The organism is Sphingomicrobium nitratireducens (assembly GCF_026157035.1).
Classification (GTDB): domain Bacteria; phylum Pseudomonadota; class Alphaproteobacteria; order Sphingomonadales; family Sphingomonadaceae; genus Sphingomicrobium; species Sphingomicrobium nitratireducens.
The window spans coordinates 910,092-928,890 of record NZ_JANJZA010000001.1 but is presented as its reverse complement, the minus strand read 5'-3'; the positions used below and the strand labels follow the sequence as shown (position 1 = coordinate 928,890).

23 protein-coding genes and 1 pseudogene are annotated in these 18,799 nt (G+C 66.4%); 4 read left to right on the top strand and 20 right to left on the bottom strand.

The genetic code is table 11. The annotated features are described in order from the left end of the window. From NNY25_RS04735 to NNY25_RS04695, 9 genes are all read right to left on the bottom strand, one after another. On the bottom strand, positions 1-708 hold the full coding sequence (locus NNY25_RS04735; protein WP_265570198.1) for a DUF4230 domain-containing protein: 708 nt from the start codon (positions 706-708) through the stop codon (positions 1-3). Next, entirely contained in the window at positions 705-1,556 is an 852-nt protein-coding gene (locus tag NNY25_RS04730; protein WP_265570197.1) for an MBL fold metallo-hydrolase, read from the bottom strand. Before NNY25_RS04730 ends, NNY25_RS04735 begins: the two co-directional genes overlap by 4 nt. Before the next feature lie 66 nt (positions 1,557-1,622). Further along, on the bottom strand, positions 1,623-3,167 hold the full coding sequence (locus tag NNY25_RS04725; RefSeq protein WP_265570196.1) for a M56 family metallopeptidase: 1,545 nt from the start codon (positions 3,165-3,167) through the stop codon (positions 1,623-1,625). After that, complete coding sequence (locus tag NNY25_RS04720; protein ID WP_265570195.1) at positions 3,164-3,535, bottom strand: BlaI/MecI/CopY family transcriptional regulator; 372 nt, start codon at positions 3,533-3,535, stop codon at positions 3,164-3,166. Before NNY25_RS04720 ends, NNY25_RS04725 begins: the two co-directional genes overlap by 4 nt. Positions 3,536-3,626: 91 nt before the next feature. Then, entirely contained in the window at positions 3,627-4,457 is an 831-nt protein-coding gene (locus tag NNY25_RS04715; RefSeq protein ID WP_265570194.1) for a hypothetical protein, read from the bottom strand. A 312-nt stretch (positions 4,458-4,769) separates the two neighbouring features. Further along, on the bottom strand, positions 4,770-5,090 hold the full coding sequence (gene grxD / locus NNY25_RS04710) for a Grx4 family monothiol glutaredoxin (protein WP_265570193.1): 321 nt from the start codon (positions 5,088-5,090) through the stop codon (positions 4,770-4,772). A 1-nt stretch (position 5,091) separates the two neighbouring features. Continuing rightward, on the bottom strand, positions 5,092-5,334 hold the full coding sequence (locus NNY25_RS04705) for a BolA family protein (RefSeq protein ID WP_265570192.1): 243 nt from the start codon (positions 5,332-5,334) through the stop codon (positions 5,092-5,094). 7 nt (positions 5,335-5,341) lie between these two features. Beyond that, the gene (locus tag NNY25_RS04700) at positions 5,342-5,668 is read right to left on the bottom strand and encodes a DUF1476 domain-containing protein (protein ID WP_265570191.1); all 327 of its coding nucleotides are present in this window, start codon (positions 5,666-5,668) and stop codon (positions 5,342-5,344) included. Between the two features lie 91 nt (positions 5,669-5,759). Beyond that, positions 5,760-7,091, bottom strand: a complete 1,332-nt coding sequence (locus NNY25_RS04695) for a L,D-transpeptidase family protein (RefSeq protein ID WP_265570190.1) — start codon at positions 7,089-7,091, stop codon at positions 5,760-5,762. Positions 7,092-7,283: 192 nt separating this feature from the next. Between NNY25_RS04695 and NNY25_RS04690 the strand changes: the two genes are divergently transcribed. Then, on the top strand, positions 7,284-8,180 hold the full coding sequence (locus tag NNY25_RS04690; RefSeq protein ID WP_265570189.1) for an outer membrane protein: 897 nt from the start codon (positions 7,284-7,286) through the stop codon (positions 8,178-8,180). 85 nt (positions 8,181-8,265) lie between these two features. Here NNY25_RS04690 and NNY25_RS04685 read toward each other — a convergent pair whose 3' ends face one another. The 7 genes from NNY25_RS04685 to NNY25_RS04655 form a co-directional block, all read right to left on the bottom strand. Then, positions 8,266-9,264 (bottom strand): NADPH:quinone oxidoreductase family protein, encoded by a 999-nt coding sequence (locus NNY25_RS04685; protein ID WP_265570188.1) that lies wholly within the window; start codon positions 9,262-9,264, stop codon positions 8,266-8,268. 9 nt (positions 9,265-9,273) lie between these two features. After that, on the bottom strand, positions 9,274-9,552 hold the full coding sequence (locus NNY25_RS04680; RefSeq protein ID WP_265570187.1) for a hypothetical protein: 279 nt from the start codon (positions 9,550-9,552) through the stop codon (positions 9,274-9,276). Then, positions 9,549-10,190 (bottom strand): CoA transferase subunit B, encoded by a 642-nt coding sequence (locus tag NNY25_RS04675; RefSeq protein WP_265570186.1) that lies wholly within the window; start codon positions 10,188-10,190, stop codon positions 9,549-9,551. Before NNY25_RS04675 ends, NNY25_RS04680 begins: the two co-directional genes overlap by 4 nt. Continuing rightward, positions 10,190-10,897, bottom strand: coding sequence for a CoA transferase subunit A (locus tag NNY25_RS04670; RefSeq protein WP_265570185.1), 708 nt, complete (start codon positions 10,895-10,897; stop codon positions 10,190-10,192). Before NNY25_RS04670 ends, NNY25_RS04675 begins: the two co-directional genes overlap by 1 nt. A 72-nt stretch (positions 10,898-10,969) precedes the next feature. Further along, positions 10,970-11,608, bottom strand: coding sequence for a glutathione S-transferase family protein (locus NNY25_RS04665; RefSeq protein ID WP_265570184.1), 639 nt, complete (start codon positions 11,606-11,608; stop codon positions 10,970-10,972). A 3-nt stretch (positions 11,609-11,611) separates the two neighbouring features. Beyond that, the gene (locus NNY25_RS04660) at positions 11,612-12,178 is read right to left on the bottom strand and encodes a hypothetical protein (RefSeq protein WP_265570183.1); all 567 of its coding nucleotides are present in this window, start codon (positions 12,176-12,178) and stop codon (positions 11,612-11,614) included. Then, the gene (locus tag NNY25_RS04655; RefSeq protein ID WP_265570182.1) at positions 12,178-12,477 is read right to left on the bottom strand and encodes an SCP2 sterol-binding domain-containing protein; all 300 of its coding nucleotides are present in this window, start codon (positions 12,475-12,477) and stop codon (positions 12,178-12,180) included. The genes NNY25_RS04660 and NNY25_RS04655 overlap by 1 nt, the downstream gene beginning before the upstream one ends. Before the next feature lie 93 nt (positions 12,478-12,570). On the opposite strand from NNY25_RS04655, the gene NNY25_RS04650 reads away from it, so the two are divergent. The 3 genes from NNY25_RS04650 to NNY25_RS04640 all read left to right on the top strand — a co-directional run bounded on the left by NNY25_RS04650 (position 12,571) and on the right by NNY25_RS04640 (position 16,342). Further along, positions 12,571-13,998: an NAD-dependent succinate-semialdehyde dehydrogenase gene (locus NNY25_RS04650; protein WP_265570181.1), complete on the top strand. Its 1,428-nt coding sequence runs from the start codon at positions 12,571-12,573 to the stop codon at positions 13,996-13,998. Positions 13,999-14,080: 82 nt separating this feature from the next. Then, positions 14,081-14,347 (top strand): hypothetical protein, encoded by a 267-nt coding sequence (locus NNY25_RS04645; RefSeq protein WP_265570180.1) that lies wholly within the window; start codon positions 14,081-14,083, stop codon positions 14,345-14,347. 321 nt (positions 14,348-14,668) lie between these two features. Next, positions 14,669-16,342 carry a thiamine pyrophosphate-binding protein gene (locus tag NNY25_RS04640; RefSeq protein WP_265570179.1) on the top strand — a complete coding sequence of 558 codons (1,674 nt, stop codon included), beginning with the start codon at positions 14,669-14,671 and terminating at the stop codon, positions 16,340-16,342. Here the strand turns inward: NNY25_RS04640 and NNY25_RS04635 are convergent. From NNY25_RS04635 to thiS, 4 genes and pseudogenes are all read right to left on the bottom strand, one after another. Beyond that, positions 16,339-16,965 carry a protein-L-isoaspartate(D-aspartate) O-methyltransferase gene (locus tag NNY25_RS04635; RefSeq protein ID WP_265570178.1) on the bottom strand — a complete coding sequence of 209 codons (627 nt, stop codon included), beginning with the start codon at positions 16,963-16,965 and terminating at the stop codon, positions 16,339-16,341. The two genes, NNY25_RS04640 and NNY25_RS04635, sit on opposite strands and share 4 nt — an antisense overlap. A 34-nt stretch (positions 16,966-16,999) precedes the next feature. Next, positions 17,000-17,212, bottom strand: a complete 213-nt coding sequence (locus NNY25_RS04630; RefSeq protein WP_265570177.1) for a hypothetical protein — start codon at positions 17,210-17,212, stop codon at positions 17,000-17,002. Positions 17,213-17,412: 200 nt separating this feature from the next. Further along, positions 17,413-17,595 (bottom strand): CsbD family protein, encoded by a 183-nt coding sequence (locus NNY25_RS04625; RefSeq protein ID WP_265570176.1) that lies wholly within the window; start codon positions 17,593-17,595, stop codon positions 17,413-17,415. Between the two features lie 102 nt (positions 17,596-17,697). After that, positions 17,698-18,740: pseudogene (gene thiS / locus NNY25_RS04620) on the bottom strand (sulfur carrier protein ThiS). Between the last annotated feature and the right edge of the window lie 59 nt (positions 18,741-18,799).

The window sequence follows — 18,799 nt, the reverse complement described above, 5'->3', positions numbered from 1 at the left end:
TCATTCTCCTCGTGCGGCCCGGCGGCGTCGCGCCTCGGCCATGGCATCTCGATACGATGTAGAAACGTCGAGCCGTTCCGTCGAGGGGTCGCCTTCGTCGGCGAAACGCGCATCGACCGTCACGTCGTCGATCCCCGCCGCGCGCAGCGGCAGCAGGAAGTTGGTCTCGACTGCGTCGCGCGCGGCGTCGCGGGCAAGCCGCATGGGAACCCCGCCCGACGCCTGTTTGCGAAGGTCGGCAACGGCTGCCTTGCGGTTTGAAGCGTCGAGGATTTCCTCGGCGTCTGTCACCGCCGCGAGCAGCCCGCCCTCGCCATATTCGCGCGCGCCGGCGAGATCGACTTCGGGACCGGCCAACTCGATCGGGGGAAGCGTCACGCGCATGGTGCGGGTCGCCGCGTCCCAGTCGAGGTCCCTGGCATCGAGTTTCGAAAGGTCGAGCTCGTAGCGCACCGTACCTGGGAGGATCAGGGTCCGCTCTGCCTCGAACAGGCCGAGCCGCCGCTGGCGCGAGGAGACGACCGACACGAAGCGCGCGCTGAACGGAACGAGCCGGTTCTGCGCCTGCATCGCCTCGAGACTGGTCGCAGCGACCGTTTCCGGGTCGGGGCCCTTCTCGATCCGGGCGAGCAGCACGAACAGGAGAAGCACGACCAAGAGTGCGCCGACCGCGACGGCGAGCCCGATCCACTGGCGGCGACGTGTCATGCCGGTTTCCATCGATCCCCTTCCATCCGTTCGACGCGCCCCTGCCGTTCGAGTTCCACGAGATGCGCACTGACGGAGCCGCCCGCGGCCGGAACGAGGCGCGGGTCGAGCCCGGGATAGCAGTTGGCGACGATCTCGCCGATTTCGCTGTCGCCCGCTTCGAGGCGCTTTAGGATCTGCCGCTCGCGCTGCATGCGGTGTCCGATCATGTGGCGCACCAGCCGCGTGGGATTTTCGATCGCAGGGCCGTGCGCGGGGTAATAGACCCGGTCCTCGCGGCGCCTCAGCTTGTCGAGGCTTTCCATATAGGACCCCATGTCCCCGTCGGGGGGCACTACCACGGTGGTCGACCAGCCCATCACGTGATCGCCCGTGAGCAGCGCACCGCCGACCGCGTAGCAGAGATGGTTCGAAGTGTGCCCGGGTGTCGCGACCGCTTCGAGCACGATCCCGTCCGCAAACAGCGTCTCGCCGTCCTCGAGAACGCGATCAGGCGCATAATCACGATCGAACGCTGCATCGGCGCGCGGTCCGGTCGCCTCCAGGCTCAGCGGCGCGCACCCGATGATCGGCGCGCCCGTCGCCGCCTTGAGCGGGCGAGAGGCAGGGGAATGGTCGCGGTGGGTGTGCGTGCAGGCGATCGCGACCAACCTGCGCTTGCCGAGCGCCTCCAGCATGGCGGTAACATGGTCGTCGCTGTCGGGGCCGGGATCGACGATGATCGCCTCTGTCTCGCCGCCGACGAAATAGGTCTGCGTCCCCGTGTAGGTATAAGGCGATGGATTGCGCGCGAGCAGTCGCGCGATGCCGTCTTCGAGCGGCTCCAGAATGGCGTATGGGGCGTCCACGGCCTCTCCCTGCCACGGACGCCCCGGCTACGCTAGGGAGCTAGGCTCCCCTCGCGCCGCTTCGAGCTATTGACGTTTGGCCTGTTCCATCTGCGTCAGCGACTGGCGGATGCTGGCTTCGGCCTGTGCGAGCGAGGCTTCCACCTGCGCCTCGATCTGTGCTTCGTTGACCGAAGCCATCGCGCCTTCGACGATCGCGTCGATATCCATCGCCTCGACCGAGGCCATGGCGGCACGGATGCTGGCCTTGATCGCTTCGGGATCGCCGCCATCGGCGATGATCTGGTCACGCTCTGCATCGATCTCTGCCATCGCCTCGGCGATCTCGGCGCGCGCTTCTTCCATCTCGCGGCGAATTTCGTCGCGGTCGATCTCGTTGCGGGCTTCGGCCATGGCCTCCGCGATCTCGGCGCGCACGTCGAGCCGCTCGCGCTGGAGATCCTCGAGCGCCTCGCGCATCTCGGCCATGCCCTCGTCGAACTCGCGCCGTTCCTCGGCGGTCATCTCGCTATACTTCTTGTGCTGGCCATCGATGAAGACGTGGCCGTCGGCCGATTGCATCGCCGCGATCGGAGCGACCGGTGCAGTCGGCGCAAGCGGCGCAAGTGGTGCCTTGGGGGCCTTCGGCGCGGCGGGCGCGGCCGGCGGCGCGGGCGGCTTGGGCACGTCGACATATTCGATGGCCTTGGTCGCGGTCAGCGGCAGGGCAAGCGCCACGCAGCCGATGACGAGCAGCTTGCCGGCCATGCGGCGGCCGCGGGTAGTGTGGTTCATCATCTCTCTCAGTCTCCGTTTGAGGGTGTTCCGGTCGTCGAGCGCCGATGCGAACATCAGCGCGCGGCCCGAAGCGGCCTTGGCGATGGCGCGTCCGTAAGTGACGCGGTCGTCGCCGGCATCGTCCAGCACCCGGGCATCGCACGCGGCTTCCTGGTCGAAGCGGAAAGCGGCGTAGGACATCCAGGCGAGCGGATTGAACCACTGGAGAGAGAGGAGGACGAAGGCGAAGAAGTTGGCGACGAGGTCGCCCGACTTGTGGTGTGCGAGCTCGTGCGCCAGCGCGAGGCGGCGCTCGTCACGCGAATAATGGTCGTTGAAGGTCGGCGGCAGCGCGATCACGCGGTCGAGAACCCCGAAGGCGATCGGGCCGTGCACCGCGTCGGATTCGACGATGCGAACGGAACCGACCTTGCCGACCTGGTGCGCGACCCCGAGGATGTGCCGACGCTCGGTCATGTAGGCGTGCATGCGGTTGGCGAACAGCGCCCCCGCTCCGACCAGCCAGGCGATCAGGAGTAGGGTCGGCCAGCCGCCCAGTTGCTCGATCAGCGAGGGCGAAGCGTCGGGAATCGCCGTCGCGGCATGCGCGGCGGGGGCCAGCGACAGGCCGACGATCGGGGTCGCGGCCGGGACCGTCTCGGCAGCGGGCAAAACAGGCGCAGCGCGTTCGACGGTATGCGTAAGGGTCGGCATCACGGCGCGCGCGGCGGGCAGCGCCCACAGCGCATAGGCTGCTCCTGCCCCGAACTGGCGACGCACCGGCGCGCGCAGCATCAGCACGAGGACCATCAATGCGGTGGTGGCGATCAGCGTATCGAGCAGCCAGTCGGTCATTTCTTGAGCCCCTGCAGCAGCTTTTCGATGTCGGCGATGTCGTCGGCGTCGAGCGCGTCTTCCTCGGCCAGCCGCGCGACGAGCGGCGACAGGCGTCCGCCAAACAGACGGTCGACGAGGCGGCGCGATTCCCCGCCGACATAGGCGTCACGCTGGATCGCGGCGCTATAGAGGAAGCGGCGGCCGTCGCGTTCGTGATCGACCGCGCCCTTGGTGACGAGCCGCGAAAGCATGGTCTTGACCGTCGGCAGCGACCAGTCGCGTTTCGTCGGGATCTTGTCGGCGACTTCGATCGCGGTGAGCTGGCGGCCGGCGCTCCACAACGCCTCCATCACCTCGAGTTCCGCTTCGCTGATCCGCTTGTCCATCGACTCGCTCTCCCGTGTTTCGATGACGGGTGTAGTCGAAACGATTACAGGCGTAAACAATCCGTTCGACGAACCGACGAACGGCGGGCGGCTAGCGTCCGCCCACTACCTCGTCGTCGACCTGGAAATCGACTTCAGGCGCCTCTTCGACCTCCTCGGCCTCGACCGCCAGGATTTCCGCCTCAAGCTGGTCGATGACGCGCGCCCGGCTGGCAACGGTGAGGTCGTCCGCAAGCGCCACGCGCTGGCGGGCACTGCGCAGCATGGTGAGGTAATCGGCAACGTTGTTGCTTCGCGCGCACAACGTCACGCGCGTCTGGCGCGGCCCGGTCTCGGTCTCGTAGTCGGCGACAACCTCGAACTGGCGGGTCGGGCATTCGCGCACCGCGCGCACCTCTTCGATCGGGACCGGCGTGCCGGCATCCTCCTCTTGGTCGCCAGTATCCTCGACCACGGCGTCCACGTCGGCCTCGCCCTCGTCTTCGATCAAAGCATCGATGATCGTGTCGTCCTCGAAGGGATCTTCGTCCACGAGCAGGTCCGGTCCGGCGTCCTCGGCGGCATCCTCCATCGCATCGAGCGTCTCTTCCATGGCGGGAAGATCGTCGAGATCTTGGTCGTCGACCATCCCGACCATCGGCTCTTCGTCGACATCCGGGCCCTCCTCGACGTCCGTGTCGTCGTCGACATCCGCAGCCTCGTCGACGTCCGCATCCTCTTCGACGTCCGGGTCCTCGACGACATCAGGCTCCTCGTCGCCGAAGGGCAACGCGAACAGGTCGGCTTCGTCCTCGTCGCTCGCCGCAGGGTCGTCGACCAGCGCGGGCTCGAGTTCGACTTCCTCCACCGGCGCGGGAACCAGCTGGGTCGCCCCGGGAGCCGCCAGCACGACCGCGAGGGCCGTCATCATCACCTTACGCATCGAAACCCTCTTCATCGCGCCCGCTTCGAGCAGGCCATCGGCACGCTAGCGCTCCCGCCCGCGCGAAGCGAGACGCGTTTTTCGACACCGCGCTTAGCAAAACGTCGGAATATTTTACGCATCACGGATCATTGCCGGCTCCATTGTCTGTATTTTTCCTAGATTTTCGCCGTTTTCAAAAACTGGCACGCGCCCTGCAATACTATTGGCGTCCACTTGGTTCCACAAACCAAACCAAAAGGGACGGTGTCGCGGTTTTCTGGTCCCGCTCCACCGTCCCTTTTTTCATGGGCCGTCGAAATGCGCGAAGGATCAGCCCTCGGCGTTCGCGCCGATCAGCTGCTGCAGTTCGCCGCTTTCGAACATCTCCATCATGATGTCCGACCCGCCCACGAATTCGCCCTTCACATAGAGCTGCGGGATGGTCGGCCAGTCGGAATAGTCCTTGATGCCCTGGCGGATCTCGGGGTCCTGGAGCACGTCGACCGTCTCGAACTCGGTCCCGACATGGTCGAGGATCGCCACCGCGCGGCCCGAGAAGCCGCACTGCGGGAAGAGCTTGGAGCCCTTCATGAAGAGAACGACGTCGTGGGCTTTCACGATGTCGTCGATGCGGGTGTTGGCGTCGGTCATGTCAATTGTCCTGGTCGGGGGTCTTGGTGGTCAACTGGAGCGCGTGGAGTTCGCCCCCCATGCGGCCGCCGAGCGCGGCATAGACCATCTGGTGCTGGCGCACGCGCGGTTTTCCGTGGAAGGCCGCGCTGGTCACCCGCGCAGCCCAATGATCGTTGTCGCCGGCAAGGTCGGTCATCTCGATCTCGGCATCGGGCAATGCCGCCTTGATCAGCGCGACGATTTCCTCGGCGGGCATGGGCATGGCGCGATCAGTCCATGCTCTCGATGAAGTGACGGCGGGCCTCGACCAGCTTGTGGTCGAGTGCCGAGCGGATCGCCGCCTCGTCGATGTCGCAGCCCGCGGTCGTGAGGTCGCCGAGCACCTTGCGCACGACGTCCTCGTCGCCGGCATGCTCGAAATCGACCCGCACCACGTCCTTGGCGTAGGCCTCGGCCTCGACGTCGCTGAGGCCCATCTTTTCCGCCGCCCACATACCGAGCAGGCGATTGCGGCGCGCATTGATCTTAAATTGCATTTCCTCGTCGCGGGCGAACTTGGTCTCGAAGGCGCGCTCGCGGTCGTTGAAGTGGGTCATGGAAGCTCCCTTTTGCTGTCACCGCCGAGATAGGCGCGCGGGCGGGCGAGCGCAATGCGCCCGCGCGTGCCCGAAGCGGGAAACTTCGAGCCTAGCTGGCGGGCGCCGCCGACGTGGCCGTCGCGACCGCCCCGGCCGACTGCGGCTCGGCGGTCGGCACGTTGCGCGCGAGCATCGCCTTGTCGAGCCCGTAGATATCGTCGGCGTAGGCTAGCTGTCCCTCGATCGCGTTGGCGGTGAGGTAGGTCACGTAGACCGGCACTGGCTCGGGGATCAGGACGTGCTGTTCGCGTCCGCCGGTGGCGGGCAGGGCCTGTCCCTGGAACAGCCAGCGCCCGAAGCGGGCGGCATCCTCGAGACGGATGCAGCCGTTAGACAACGCCCGCACGTCACGCTTGAAATATTCTTTCATCGGCGTGTCGTGAAGGTAGATGCCCTCGGAGTTGGCGAAGTCAAACTTCATGTTGCCCATCGAGTTGGCCCCGCCGGGCAGCTGGCGCACCTTGAGGTCGCCGGTCTTGGCAGCCGCGGCCCAGTCGACCGACTTGGGATCGACGATCGTCGCATCCGCCGCCCAGCGGTCGACGACTTCGTAACCGCGCGCCTTGAGATAGCCGACGCCCTGGCGGCGCACGTTGGGCGCGATCGTGTTGCGGATGAGGTGATAGGGCACGTGCCAATAGGGGTTGAAGGTGCCGTAATAGATGGTGCTGGCGATCATCGGGGTCGCGTATTCCTGCTTGCCGACGACGACCTTCATGCTGTCGACCACTTCGCCATTCTCGAACATCCACAGGCGCTGCGTCGCGCTGTCGACGAGGACGAACTTGGTGCGGGTCGGGAACGCGCGCACGCGTTCCAGGCTCGATGCGACCTTGGTGCGCGCCGGATCGTTGGCCGGCAGTGCGCTCGCGGCATGACGCAGGCGATCGTAGACCGGGTTGATCGAGGCCTGTCGCGTGACGAACGCCTCGAGCGAAGGCACGGCAAGCGCGTTCTTGAGCAGCACGCCGCTCGACAGGCGCGAGGGCCGCGCCCAGTTGTCCCCATATTCCACGCCGTAGACCGGCGCATTGAGGACATCCATGTACCCCGCGAAGGCATCGGTCAGGAAACGGTCAGCGGCCTTCCTGTCGGCCTCGACGCCGAGCTTCGCCTTATCGAGCAACGCACGCGCCTGGACCGCCATGGTCGGACCGGCGGCGAACCCTTCGAGATCGGCATGTTCGAGCAAAGCGATGAGCCGGTCGGCGGCGCGCTGCCCGTCCTCGTCCGAGGTCCAGTCGATCGCGGGCGCGACCGCCGGTGCCATCGAGGGAAGGCTGGTCGGCGCCTGTGCGGGCATCGCCTGCTGTGCAGCAGCCGCCGTCATCGGCGCGAGCGCCGCCAAGGCCATCGTCGAGAATTTTCCGATCGTCATCATTCACCCCACCTGCTTCGTGCCCACCTTAATCCAATCATTTCAATAATCGAAGCTAGTTGAACCCTGCATGACGCGCACCGGGCACGGCGTGTCGCGAAAGACACAGGGGACAGGTCAAATCACCGAACGCGGGAACCGGTTCCCGCATCCGGTGTTCGAAGCAGTCCAGGCAATCATGCAGGGGTATTTGCAATGCGTAAGTTTATTTTGGCGGCGCTCGTTTCGACGGCCCTCGCCACGCCAGCCATGGCCCGCGACGGCCAGGGCTATTTCGGCATCGAGGGCGGCGTCCTCTTCGCCGAGGACCAGGAAGCCGATCTCCTGATCGACTTTGCCGATCCTGAGCTCACCGACCAGACCTATGACAATGCCTTCGGGCTCGACTACGACACCGGGTTCGATCTCGATGCCGTGCTCGGCTACGACTTCGGCATGTTCCGTCTCGAAGGCGAAGTCGGCTACAAGCGCGCCGGCATCGGTGCGCTCGAAGTCTCGCCTTCGCTCATCGCCGACTATAACGAGGCCTTCCCGGAAGATCCGGTGGCCGCGAGCGATTTCGACCTCACCGACTTCGACGAGAACGTCAACGTGCTTTCGGGCATGGTCAACGCGCTCATCGACATCGGCGGCAATGACGGTTTCGGCGTCTATGCCGGCGGTGGCATCGGCTACGCGCGCGTCAAGTTCGCGGGCGAAAGCGACAGCGACTGGGCATGGCAGGGCATCGCGGGTCTGCGCATGGCCGTCAGCCCGAACATCGATGTCGGTTTGAAGTATCGCTACTTCCAGACCGGCAATCTCGATTACGACGTCGATCCCATTTTGGTGACGACGGATGGCACGGTCGAATTCGACGTGGACCGCAAGTTCACCTCGCACTCGATCCTGGCGAGCCTGCTGTTCAACTTCGGTGGCAACGAGGCGCCCCCGCCTCCCCCGCCGCCGCCGCCTCCCCCGCCGCCGCCGCCCCCGCCGCCGCAGACGATTACCTGCCCGGACGGGTCGGTGATCCTGGCGACCGAGGTGTGCCCGGCCCCGCCGCCGCCGCCGCCGCCGCCCGAGCCGGAGCCCGAGCCCGAGCGCGGTTAAGGCGACAAGCCAAGGAACGTACCTTGGCTTCCGCAGGTGCGTTTCCGAGGAAGGGGTCGGCAGCAATGCCGGCCCCTTTTTCGCGTCAGTCCATCGTGACGACGAGCTTGCCGATCGCCTTGCGCGCCGCCATCGCGGCGATCGCTTCGCCGCCTTTCTCGAGCGGATAGGTACCGGTCACGCGCGGGGCAATCTTCTCCTCGTCCCATAGGCGGAACAGGGCCGCGACATTGGCCGCATTGGCCTTGGGATCGCGCGCCGCGAACGCGCCCCAGAAGACGCCGCACACGTTGCAGCTCTTGAGCAATGTGAGGTTGAGCGGGATTTTGGGGATCCCGGCAGGGAAGCCGACCACCAGATAGCGCCCTTCCCACGCGATCGCGCGCAAGGCGGGCTCGGCATAGTCGCCGCCGACCGGATCGAAGACGACATTTGCGCCCTCGCCCCCGACCGCGTCCTTGAACTGGGCGGAGAGCTTCTTCTGCGCGTCCTTGTCGAACGGCCCGCGCCCGTAGATGACGCAGTCGTCGGCGCCCGCCTCGCGCGCCGCGCGGGCCTTTTCGGGGCTCGAGACCGCCGCGATCACGCGCGCGCCCCGGGCCTTGCCCAGCTCGACCGCCGCCAATCCGACACCGCCGGCCGCCCCCAGCACCAGCAGCGTCTGCCCCGCCTCGAGCCGTCCGCGGTCGTAGAGCGCGTGGATCGAGGTCGCATAGGTCAGCATCATCGCCGCGCCTTCGCGGAAGCTGCGGCTCTCGGGCAAGGGTATCGCGCTCTTCGCGTAGACCAGGATTTTCTCGGCCAAGCCGCCCCAGCCGGGCACCGCGATCAGCCGGTCGCCCTCGCTCCAGCCCTCGACGCCCTCGCCGACCGCCTCGACTAGCCCGGCAATCTCGCCGCCCGGGGCGAACGGGCGCGGCGGCTTGAACTGATACTTGTCCTCGATGATCAGCACGTCGGGATAGTTGATCGCGGCCGCCTTGACCCGTACCAGGAGCTGGCCCTTGCCCGGCACCGGATCGTCGATCGTGTCGAGCCTGAGCGTCTCGGGTCCGCCAGGCTCGTGGCTCCTCAAGGTGCGCATGCCTCTCTCCTATTCCATGCCGCGCGCGCGCGCGTCGGCGACCACCTGATAGGCGGTCATCCCGTCGAAGGTGCGGCGTCGCAGCGCCTCGACGTCGCGCTCGGCCATCCGCCGTCCGCCGACCGTGTTGAGCGCGCGGTCGAACAGCATACGGTCCTCGATCGGCAGCTGCGAGCGTGCCGCCGCCGCCGAGGCGACGAACTTCTGCTCGTCCGATCCGTCGATGATCACCGCCTGGTCGGGGGCGCAGGCGGCCAGCGCCAAAGCAAGAAGTGCGATCGCCCTCAAAGCGCGACGTCGTAGGAGGCCGTCGTCTTTTCGGCGACTTCTTCCTGCGTCACGCCCGGCGCCAGCTCGATCAGCTCGAACTTGCTGTCATGATCCTTGCGGCGGAACACGGCAAGATCGGTGATGATCATGTCGACCACGTTCTGGCCGGTCAGCGGCAGGTCGCACTGCGGCTTGAATTTCGCGTCACCGTTCTTGGAGACATGCTCCATCACCACAATGATCTTCTTGACGCCCGCGACAAGGTCCATCGCGCCGCCCATGCCCTTGATCATCTTGCCCGGGATCATCCAGTTGGCGATGTCGCCGCCCTCGGACACTTCCATCGCGCCCAGCACGGTCAGGTCGATATGCCCGCCGCGGATCATCGCGAAGCTCTGCGCGCTGTCGAAATAGGACGAGCGGTCGAGTTCGGAGATGGTCTGCTTGCCGGCATTGATGAGGTCGGCGTCGACCTCGTCCGGGTAGGGAAACGGCCCGATGCCGAGCATCCCGTTTTCCGACTGCAGCGTCACTTCCTTGCCCTCGGGGATATAGTTGGCGACGAGGGTCGGGATACCGATGCCGAGATTGACGTAATAGCCGTCCTCGAGCTCCTTGGCGGCGCGCTGCGCCATCTGGTTGCGGTCCCAGGCCATTACGCCTCCTCCCTCTCGCGGGTCGTCACGAATTCGATCTTCTTGTCGTACGGCGCGCCGCAGATGAGGCGGTTCACGTAGACGGCGGGCAAATGGATGCAGTCGGGATCGAGCTCGCCAACGGGGACGATTTCTTCGACCTCGGCGACGCACACCTTGCCGCAAGTCGCGGCCGGCAGGTTGAAGTTGCGCGCGGTCTTGCGGAACATGAGGTTGCCCGCCTCGTCCGCCTTCCAGCCCTTGACGATGGAGAGATCGGCGAAGATGCCGCGCTCCATCACATAGGTCTCGCCGTCGAAGTCCTTGTGCTCCTTGCCCTCGGCGACGACAGTGCCGACGCCGGTCTTGGTGTAGAAGCCGGGAATGCCCGCGCCGCCCGCTCGCATCCGCTCCGCGAGTGTGCCTTGCGGGCAGAATTCCACTTCGAGCTCGCCCGCCAGGTACTGCCGCTCGAACTCCTTGTTCTCGCCGACGTAGGAGGAGATCATCTTCTTCACCTGCCGCGTGCGCAGCAGCTTGCCGATGCCCTCATTGTCGATGCCCGCATTGTTCGAGACGAACGTCAGGTCCTTGACCCCGCTGGCCTTGATCGCGTCGAGCAGCCGCTCGGGAATGCCGCACAGGCCGAAGCCCCCCGCGGCGATCAGCAGCCCGTCCTCGAGCAGCCCGTCGAGCGCGGCCTCGGCACTTTCGTAGATCTTCTTCATGACGCCTCCTGTTGGCGAGCGGACTAGGCGCGATGGCGCGGCATCGTCAACCGGCGCCCATGCAGGCGCGCGCTAGAGGCGGAATTCGTCGAGTTCGAGGCCTTCGTCCTTGATCGCCTTGGCGACGGCCTTGCGCGCGATCACCCGTTCGACGTGCGCCGCCCAGTTTGGATAGCGCGAGACGTCGGCGCCGATGCGCTTGGCCCAGCGGAAGAAGACCGCGAAATAACTGTCCGCGGCGGAAAATTCCTTGCCCACGAGCCAGCCGTCGCCCGCGGCCATTTCCTCCATGCGGGCGAAGTGGACCGAAAGCCGCTTCTGGCCCGCCGTCTGCGCGGCCTTCTTGTTGCCGGCGGCAAAACGCAGCGGGCGAAAGATCATGCCGAAGCTGATGTGGACAGTGGACGCACACCAGCCGAGCAGTTCAGTCGCCTTGGCGCGGTCGTGCTTGTCCTTGACCGGTACAGAGCCCGGCTTGCCGTAATGGTCGCCGATCCAGCCGAGAATGGCGACATTTTCGGTAATCGTGCCCTTGTCGGTGACCAGCGCGGGCACCTTTCCCTGCGGGTGGATTTCGCGGTAGGCTTCGCTGCGATTTTCCTTAGCCGCGAAATCGACCTTCGACGTCTCGTACTTGGCCCCCGATTCCGCGAGTGCGATGTGGGAGACGAGCGAGCAGGCGCCCGGCGAGAAATAAAGCTTGGGATCCATGAATTACTCCGGTGGGGGTAGGTCGGGAATGATCAGCTTGGCACCGTCGGCTGACGCCGGGCGCGCGGGATCGACGGTAGGATTGGCGGCATAGCCCGACGCATCGTGCGGCACTGCCATCAGTGCCTCCGGCATGCCGCCCCCATAGACGGTAACACCGAGCTCGGCCCAGCCGTCCGCGCCCGGCGCGAGCGCGTAGACGGGAAGCTGGGACGGCCCGATCTCGTCGAGGATGCGCCAGCCGCTGCCCGCTTCGCGCAGCACGTAGAGCGAGCAGCCGCCTGTCCCGCACCACATCGGGTCGACCAGCCAGGCCAGCGCTTCCTCGCCGCCTTCCCCGTCGAGATCGGCAAAGCCGACGCGGGTCGCGGCAAGGTCGGGAACGGGATTGTCGCCCTCATCGAGCGCGGAGGCGAGCGCGGCGCGCACGCCTTCCTCGCGCGGATCGGTGTCCGGCGTCGGCAGCTCGGTGATCTGGGTGTCGGGCGCTGCCTCCTCCTCGCCGCCCGTCGGAGCCTGCTCCCCGCATGCGGCGAGCAGTGCGATGGGCGCAAGGAGGAAGAGCCGCATCAGCCGCGCAGCTTGGCGAGAACGCCCTGGAGCTGCATCGCGTTCGACATGTCGCCTTCGACCTTGAGCTTGCCGGTCATGAAGGCGGTCATGCCGTCCAATTGACCGTCGGCCATCGCCTGCCAGTCGTCCCAGGCGACCTTGATCGTGGTGTCGGCGTCGCCGTCTTCCTCGGTGACGCTGTTGCTCGCGCCGTCGAGCATGATGACGCCCTGGTCGCCATAGTCGAGCTTGACCTTCTTGCCCGGCACCCAGGCCTCGGCTTCCTGCATCTTGGCGGCGAGTTCGGACTTGGTCATCGGGGGAGCTCCTTGGAGAGTGGGTTCGAATCCTGACCTAGCTACCCGTCATCCCCCTTTCAAGGCGGCGTGTTCGCGCCTATCTGGCTTGGCATGACCTATCAGACCGATCTCAAACTCTTCATCGACGGCGCATGGCGGGCGGGCGAAGGCCGCGACTGCCACGAAGTCGTCAATCCCGCCACCGCCCAGACCATCGCCCGGCTGCCGCTGGCGACCGAGGCCGACCTCGACGAGGCGCTCCACGTCGCCGAACGCGCCTTCCCGATGTGGCGCGATACCGATGTCGAGAAGCGCTCGGCGATCCTGCGCAAGGCGGGTCGCTACCTGAAGGAGAATGCCAAGGACATCGGCGCGCTCCTGACCCAGGAGCAGGGCAAGCCCGTCAAGGAGGCGATCGGCGAAGTCTACGGCGCCGCCTCGATGTTCGCCTGGTATGCCGAGGAGATCAAACGCGACTATGGCCGCACGCTGGTGCGTCCGGTCGGCCAGCGCTCGATCGTCACCCACCAGCCGGTCGGCGTGGTCGCGACCTTCACCCCGTGGAATTTCCCGATCTACCTTCTCGCCAAGAAGGTCGCCGCGGCGCTCGCGGCAGGATGCAGCGTCATCTCCAAGCCGCCCGAGGAAACCCCGGCCTGCTGCCAGGCGGTCGCCAAGGCGCTCGACGAAGCGGGCCTCCCGCAGGGCGTATTCCAGCTGGTTCATGGCGTGCCCGACATGGTCAGCCGCAAGCTGATCGGCTCGGACGTCGTGCGCAAGATCAGCTTCACCGGCTCGATTCCAGTCGGCAAGCACCTGATGCACCTTGCCGCCGACGGCGTGAAACGGCTCACGCTCGAACTGGGCGGCCACGCGCCCGTCCTCGTGTTCGACGACGTCGATCTCGACAAGACTCTCGACCAGCTCGTACCCCAGAAATTCCGCAACGCCGGCCAGGTATGCGTCTCGCCGACGCGCTTCTACGTGCAGGAAGGCATTTACGACGACTTCGTGAAGGGCTTTGCCGAGCGCACAAAGCGGGTGCAGGTCGGTGACGGGATGGCCGACGGGACGCAGATGGGCCCGCTCGCCAATGCGCGCCGCCCCGATGCGATCCGCGAACTGGTCGACGACGCCCGCGCCAAGGGAGCCAAGGTCCTAGCGGGCGGCGAGCGCGGAAACGAAGGCTTCTTCTTCCAGCCGACGCTGCTCGCCGACGTGCCGCTCGACGCCGATATCATGAACAACGAGCCGTTCGGCCCGGTCGCAGTCGCGCGACCGTTCAAGGACATGGACGAGGCGCTCGAGCAGGCCAACCGCCTGCCCTACGGGCTGGCTGCATTTGCGTTCACGGAAAATTTGCGCCGCGCAAACATTCTGGGCGACAGGATCGAGGCCGGCATGGTCGGAATCAACGGGTTCGCGATCTCCAGCGCCGATGCGCCCTTCGGCGGCGTCAAGGAAAGCGGGTTCGGATCCGAAGGCGGCAAGGAAGGGCTCGAGACCTATCAGGTCGTCAAGGCGATCCACATGTGCTAGCCCCGATTTGTTTCGGGAACGCAACTCATGGCGTTTTGGGGCGTTCGTGCCGGGACCCAATCAACAGCAGAGGGGATTGAACATGGCAGACGGACGCAAGGGCAATAGCCTCCTTTGGATCATCCTGGTGGCAGTCGTCATCTTCGCGATCCTGTGGGCAACCGACATCATCGATTTCGCCGCCAAGGGCGATCTCGAGGCACCGGACGTCGACGTTTCGGTCGAAGGCGGCGAAGTCCCGAACATCGACGCCGACGTCGCGGATATCGACGTGGGCACCGAAACCAAGAACGTCACCGTCGAGGTTCCGGACGTCGACATCGAAGGGGCGACCCCGGACGAGGAATAGGCGACTTTCGAGTCGCTTGAATGAAGGGCGGTGCCGCGAGGCGCCGCCCTTTTCTTTTGCGACCCGCGACTCCCGCGCGCGCCGCTTCCTGTCTGCAGCATGAATGCCGTCCCCCGCTCGTCGAACGCAGACCCTGATTGGCGGATGTAGGCGGCCGCTCGTCGACCGGTCGAATGGGCTTTGCGTGTCGCCCGGGCCCCACTCACAAGGAAGCGGCCCGGTGGCGATGCCCCTTTTCCCCCGCGACACCAGCGTCGCCATCGGGTCACTCCTTACAGACAAGGGATGACGCGCGCTGTGGCCATCGCTAGAGCGAACGCCATGACCAAGGGCATCGCCACGCGGACCGGGGGCCGCATCCTCGTCGACCAGCTGCTCGCGCAGGGAGTCGACCGCATCTTCACCGTGCCGGGCGAGAGTTTCCTCGCCGTCCTCGACGCGCTCCACGACAGTCCGGAAATCGACACGGTCGTGTGCCGCCAGGAAGGCGGGGTCGCCTACATGGCGGATGCCGACGGCAAGATGACCGGGCGCCCGGGCATCGCCTTCGTCACGCGCGGCCCCGGCGCCACCAACGCCAGCGGCGGCGTCCACGTCGCCTTCCAGGATTCGACCCCGATGATCCTGTTCGTCGGCGACCTCGCGCGCGGCGACCGCGACCGCGAGGGCTTCCAGGAAATCGACATGGAGGCCTTCTTCAAGCCGGTCGCCAAGTGGAGCGCGCGGGTCGACGATGCCCGCCGCATCCCCGAATATGTCGCGCGCGCCTTCCGTGTCGCCACTGCCGGCCGCCCTGGCCCGGTCGTGCTCTCGATTCCCGAGGACATGCTGCGCGACGAGGTCGAGGCGGCGGACCGCAAGGCCGTGCCCCCGGTCGCCGAGATGCCCGATCCCGGCGCGGTCGCCGCCCTGTTCGAACTTCTCAAGGAGGCCGCCGCCCCGATCGCGATCGTCGGCGGCGCCGACTGGAGCCCGTGCGCGGGCCACCATTTCGCCAATTTCGCCTACCGCCACGGCATCCCGGTCGCCGCCGCCTTCCGCCGCCAGGACGCGGTCTCGAACGAATGCGGCGTCTATGCCGGCCAGCTCGGCTACGGCCCCAACCCCAAGTTGCAGCAGCGCGTGCGCGATGCCGACCTCGTCATCGCGGTCGGCGCACGGCTCGGGGAATCGACCACCGACGGCTACACGTTGCTCACCCCCGACCATCCCGGCCAGACGTTGGTCCACGTCCACCCCGACCCCAACGAGCTCGGCCGCGTCTACGAGGCCGATCTTCCGATCTGCGCCGACATGGGCGAATTTGCGCAGATGCTCGACGAGTGGCAGGATCCCGACCTCGTCCGCTTCTCGGCCGGCGAGCAAGCGCACAAGGAATGGCTTGACTGGTCGACCCCTGCTCCGCGCGACGGCGTGGCGATGGACCTCGGCCCCTGCGTCGGAGTGATGCGCGACAAGCTTCCCGCCAACACCATCATCTGCAACGGCGCGGGAAATTTCTCGGGCTGGTGGCACCGCTACTGGCATTACGGCCCGCAGCCGACCCAGCTCGCCCCCACGTCGGGCACGATGGGCTACGGCCTGCCCGCCGCAGTCGCCGCCTCGCTGCGTTTTGCCGACCGCCCGGTCGTGTGCGTCGCGGGCGACGGCGATTTCCTGATGAACGGGCAAGAACTGGCGACCGCAGCGAGCCGCAACGCCGACCTCCTCGTCATCCTCGTCGACAATGGCAATTACGGCACGATCCGCATGCACCAAGAGCGCGACTATCCGGACCGCGTGTCGGGCACGCAGTTGGGCGATGGCAACCCCGATTTCGTCAAGTTCGCAGAGGCATTCGGCGGCTGGGGCACGCGGGTCGAGACGACCGACGCGTTCGAGGCCGCGTTCGACGAGGCGATGGGCCGCAAGGGCATCCGCCTGCTCCACTGCCTGACCGATATCGAACAGATCACCAACGCGACCACGCTGACCAAGCTGAAGGCCAAGGCCTAGACCAGCGGAACGAAGCGCACCGGGCACAGCGGGGTCGCTTCGACCTCGCCGCTCCTCTTTTCGTATCGCACCAGCATCTCGCCGCCGGCGTCCCGCACCGGCATGACCAGCCTTCCGCCTTCGGCCAACTGGTCGAGCAAGGCGGGCGGCGGCGCGTCGCCAGTCGCCGCGACGAAGATCGCGTCATAGGGCGCGCCTTGCGGCCAGCCCTGTCGTCCGTCGCCATGGTGGAATTCGACCGTGTCCAACCCGAGCCGCGTCACGCGCTCCCGCGCCGCCTCGACAAGGCTCTCGTGGCGTTCGATCCCGATCACAAACTTGGCAACATGGCCGAGGATCGCGGCGGCATAGCCCGACCCGCTCCCCACCTCCAGCACGCGGTCCCCGGGGCCGAGCCGCGCCGCATCGATCATGGTCGCGACCATGAAGGGCTGGCTGATCGTCTGCCCCTCGCCGATCGGCAACGGTCGGTCGGCATAGGCAAGCTCGAGCCAATCCTCGTCGACGAACAGGTGGCGCGGGACCGACAGCATCGCGCCGAGCAGGCGCGGATCGGCGATGCCGCGCGCCTCGATCGTCTCGCGGACCATGCGTTCGCGCGCGTCCTGCGTATCGGTGGCCATGACGGCCCGCGATCATAGTCGCTGGGAAGAATAATCAGAAGAGCGAGGGGAAAAGGTCGCAAAGCCGCGCCTGGTCGACCTCCTCGCATTGATCGGGATCGAACATGTCGGCCCATCGCCTGCCGCCCCGCGCATCGGGATCGGCGAAAAGCGGCAGGAGATGCTGGGAGGGTTCGACGAAACTGCCATCGGTCGCATCGGGGGCGACCGGATCGCTTGTCTCGTAATGCAACTGCTGGACTGCCATGAGGCGCGCCTCCCGTGCTGCGAACGGGGAGACAATGCGCCGGAAAAGCCCGGCGTTGCGCCATTTCCGGTCCGCATCGGAGGAACCGCGAGGAGTCGCATCCACACCGGATGAAACCGCTTTGGAGCGCTCGACGGCGCGCACAAGAAAGGGGCCGTCCCTTGAGGAACGGCCCCTTTCCCAAAACGCTTCTTGCAGCGTTAGATGTCGTTACCGAGCGCGCCTTCCAGCTCGCCCTTGAGCTGCTGCTTCTCGCCCTTGATTTCCTGCTCGACGCCTTCTTCCATCAGCTCGCTGCTGTCGACGGCGTCGCCCACGACCTGCTTGGTATTGCCGATCGCTTCGTTGGTGTTGCCTTTGATCTTTTCGGTGAGTTCACCCATCGGGCATCTCCTTGACTGAGTTACTGTACACAAGGTCAACGAGCGGTCCGTGCAATCCGTGCCTCGGCTCGCCGCGCCGATGCGTCCGATGAGCGAAGCGGCTCAGATCAGGCCGGCAAGCGGGCTCGACGGGTCGGCGTAGCGGCGCTTGGCCATGCGTCCCGACAGATAGGCCTCGCGCCCCGCCTGAACCGCCAGCTTCATCGCCTTGGCCATGCGCACCGGGTCCTTGGCCTCGGCAATCGCGGTGTTCATCAGCACGCCGTCGCAGCCCAGTTCCATCGCCACCGCGGCATCGCTGGCAGTGCCGACACCCGCATCGACCAGCACCGGTACCGTCGCTCCCTCGACGATGAGGCGGATCGTGACGCGGTTCTGGATGCCGAGCCCCGAGCCGATCGGCGCGCCCAGCGGCATGATCGCCACCGCGCCCGCATCCTCGAGCTGCTTGGCCGCGATCGGATCATCGACGCAGTAGACCATCGGGTGGAAACCTTCCTTGGCCAGCACCTCGGTCGCCATCAGCGTCTCGCGCATGTCCGGGTAGAGCGTCTTGGCCTCGCCCAGCACTTCGAGCTTGACCAGGTTCCAGCCCCCCGCCTCGCGCGCCAGGCGCAGCGTGCGGATCGCCTCGTCGGCGGTGAAACAGCCGGCGGTATTGGGGAGGTAGGTGACCTTCTTGGGATCGATATGGTCCTGCAGCACCGGCTGCGAGGGGTCGGACACGTTGACGCGGCGCACCGCGACGGTGACGATCTCGGCGCCCGACGCCTCGAGCGCGGCGGCATTCTCGGCGAAGTCCTTGTACTTCCCCGTCCCCACGATGAGGCGCGAGGTGAAAGTGCGTCCCGCGACGGTCCACGTGTCGGCGTTATTGGTCACTGGAAATCCTCTGTCCTGGTTCGCGGGCGGCCTATCGGAGCAGGCGGCGTTTAGCCACCCCCGACGAAATGGACGATCTCGAACGCGTCGCCCTCCGCGACCGCGACGTCGCCCAGCGTCGAACGGGGCACGATCTCGCGGTTGCGCTCGACCGCAACCTTGGTCGCATCGAGCCCGATCGCGCCCACCATCGCGGCGATGCTCGCGCCCTTCTCGACGCGCCGCGTCTCGCCGTTGATCGTCACTGCCACCGTTTCGCCCATTGCCGTCCCTTCACGCTTTGACTTCTAATCTGGCTCCAGCGTCCATATAGGGACTGACC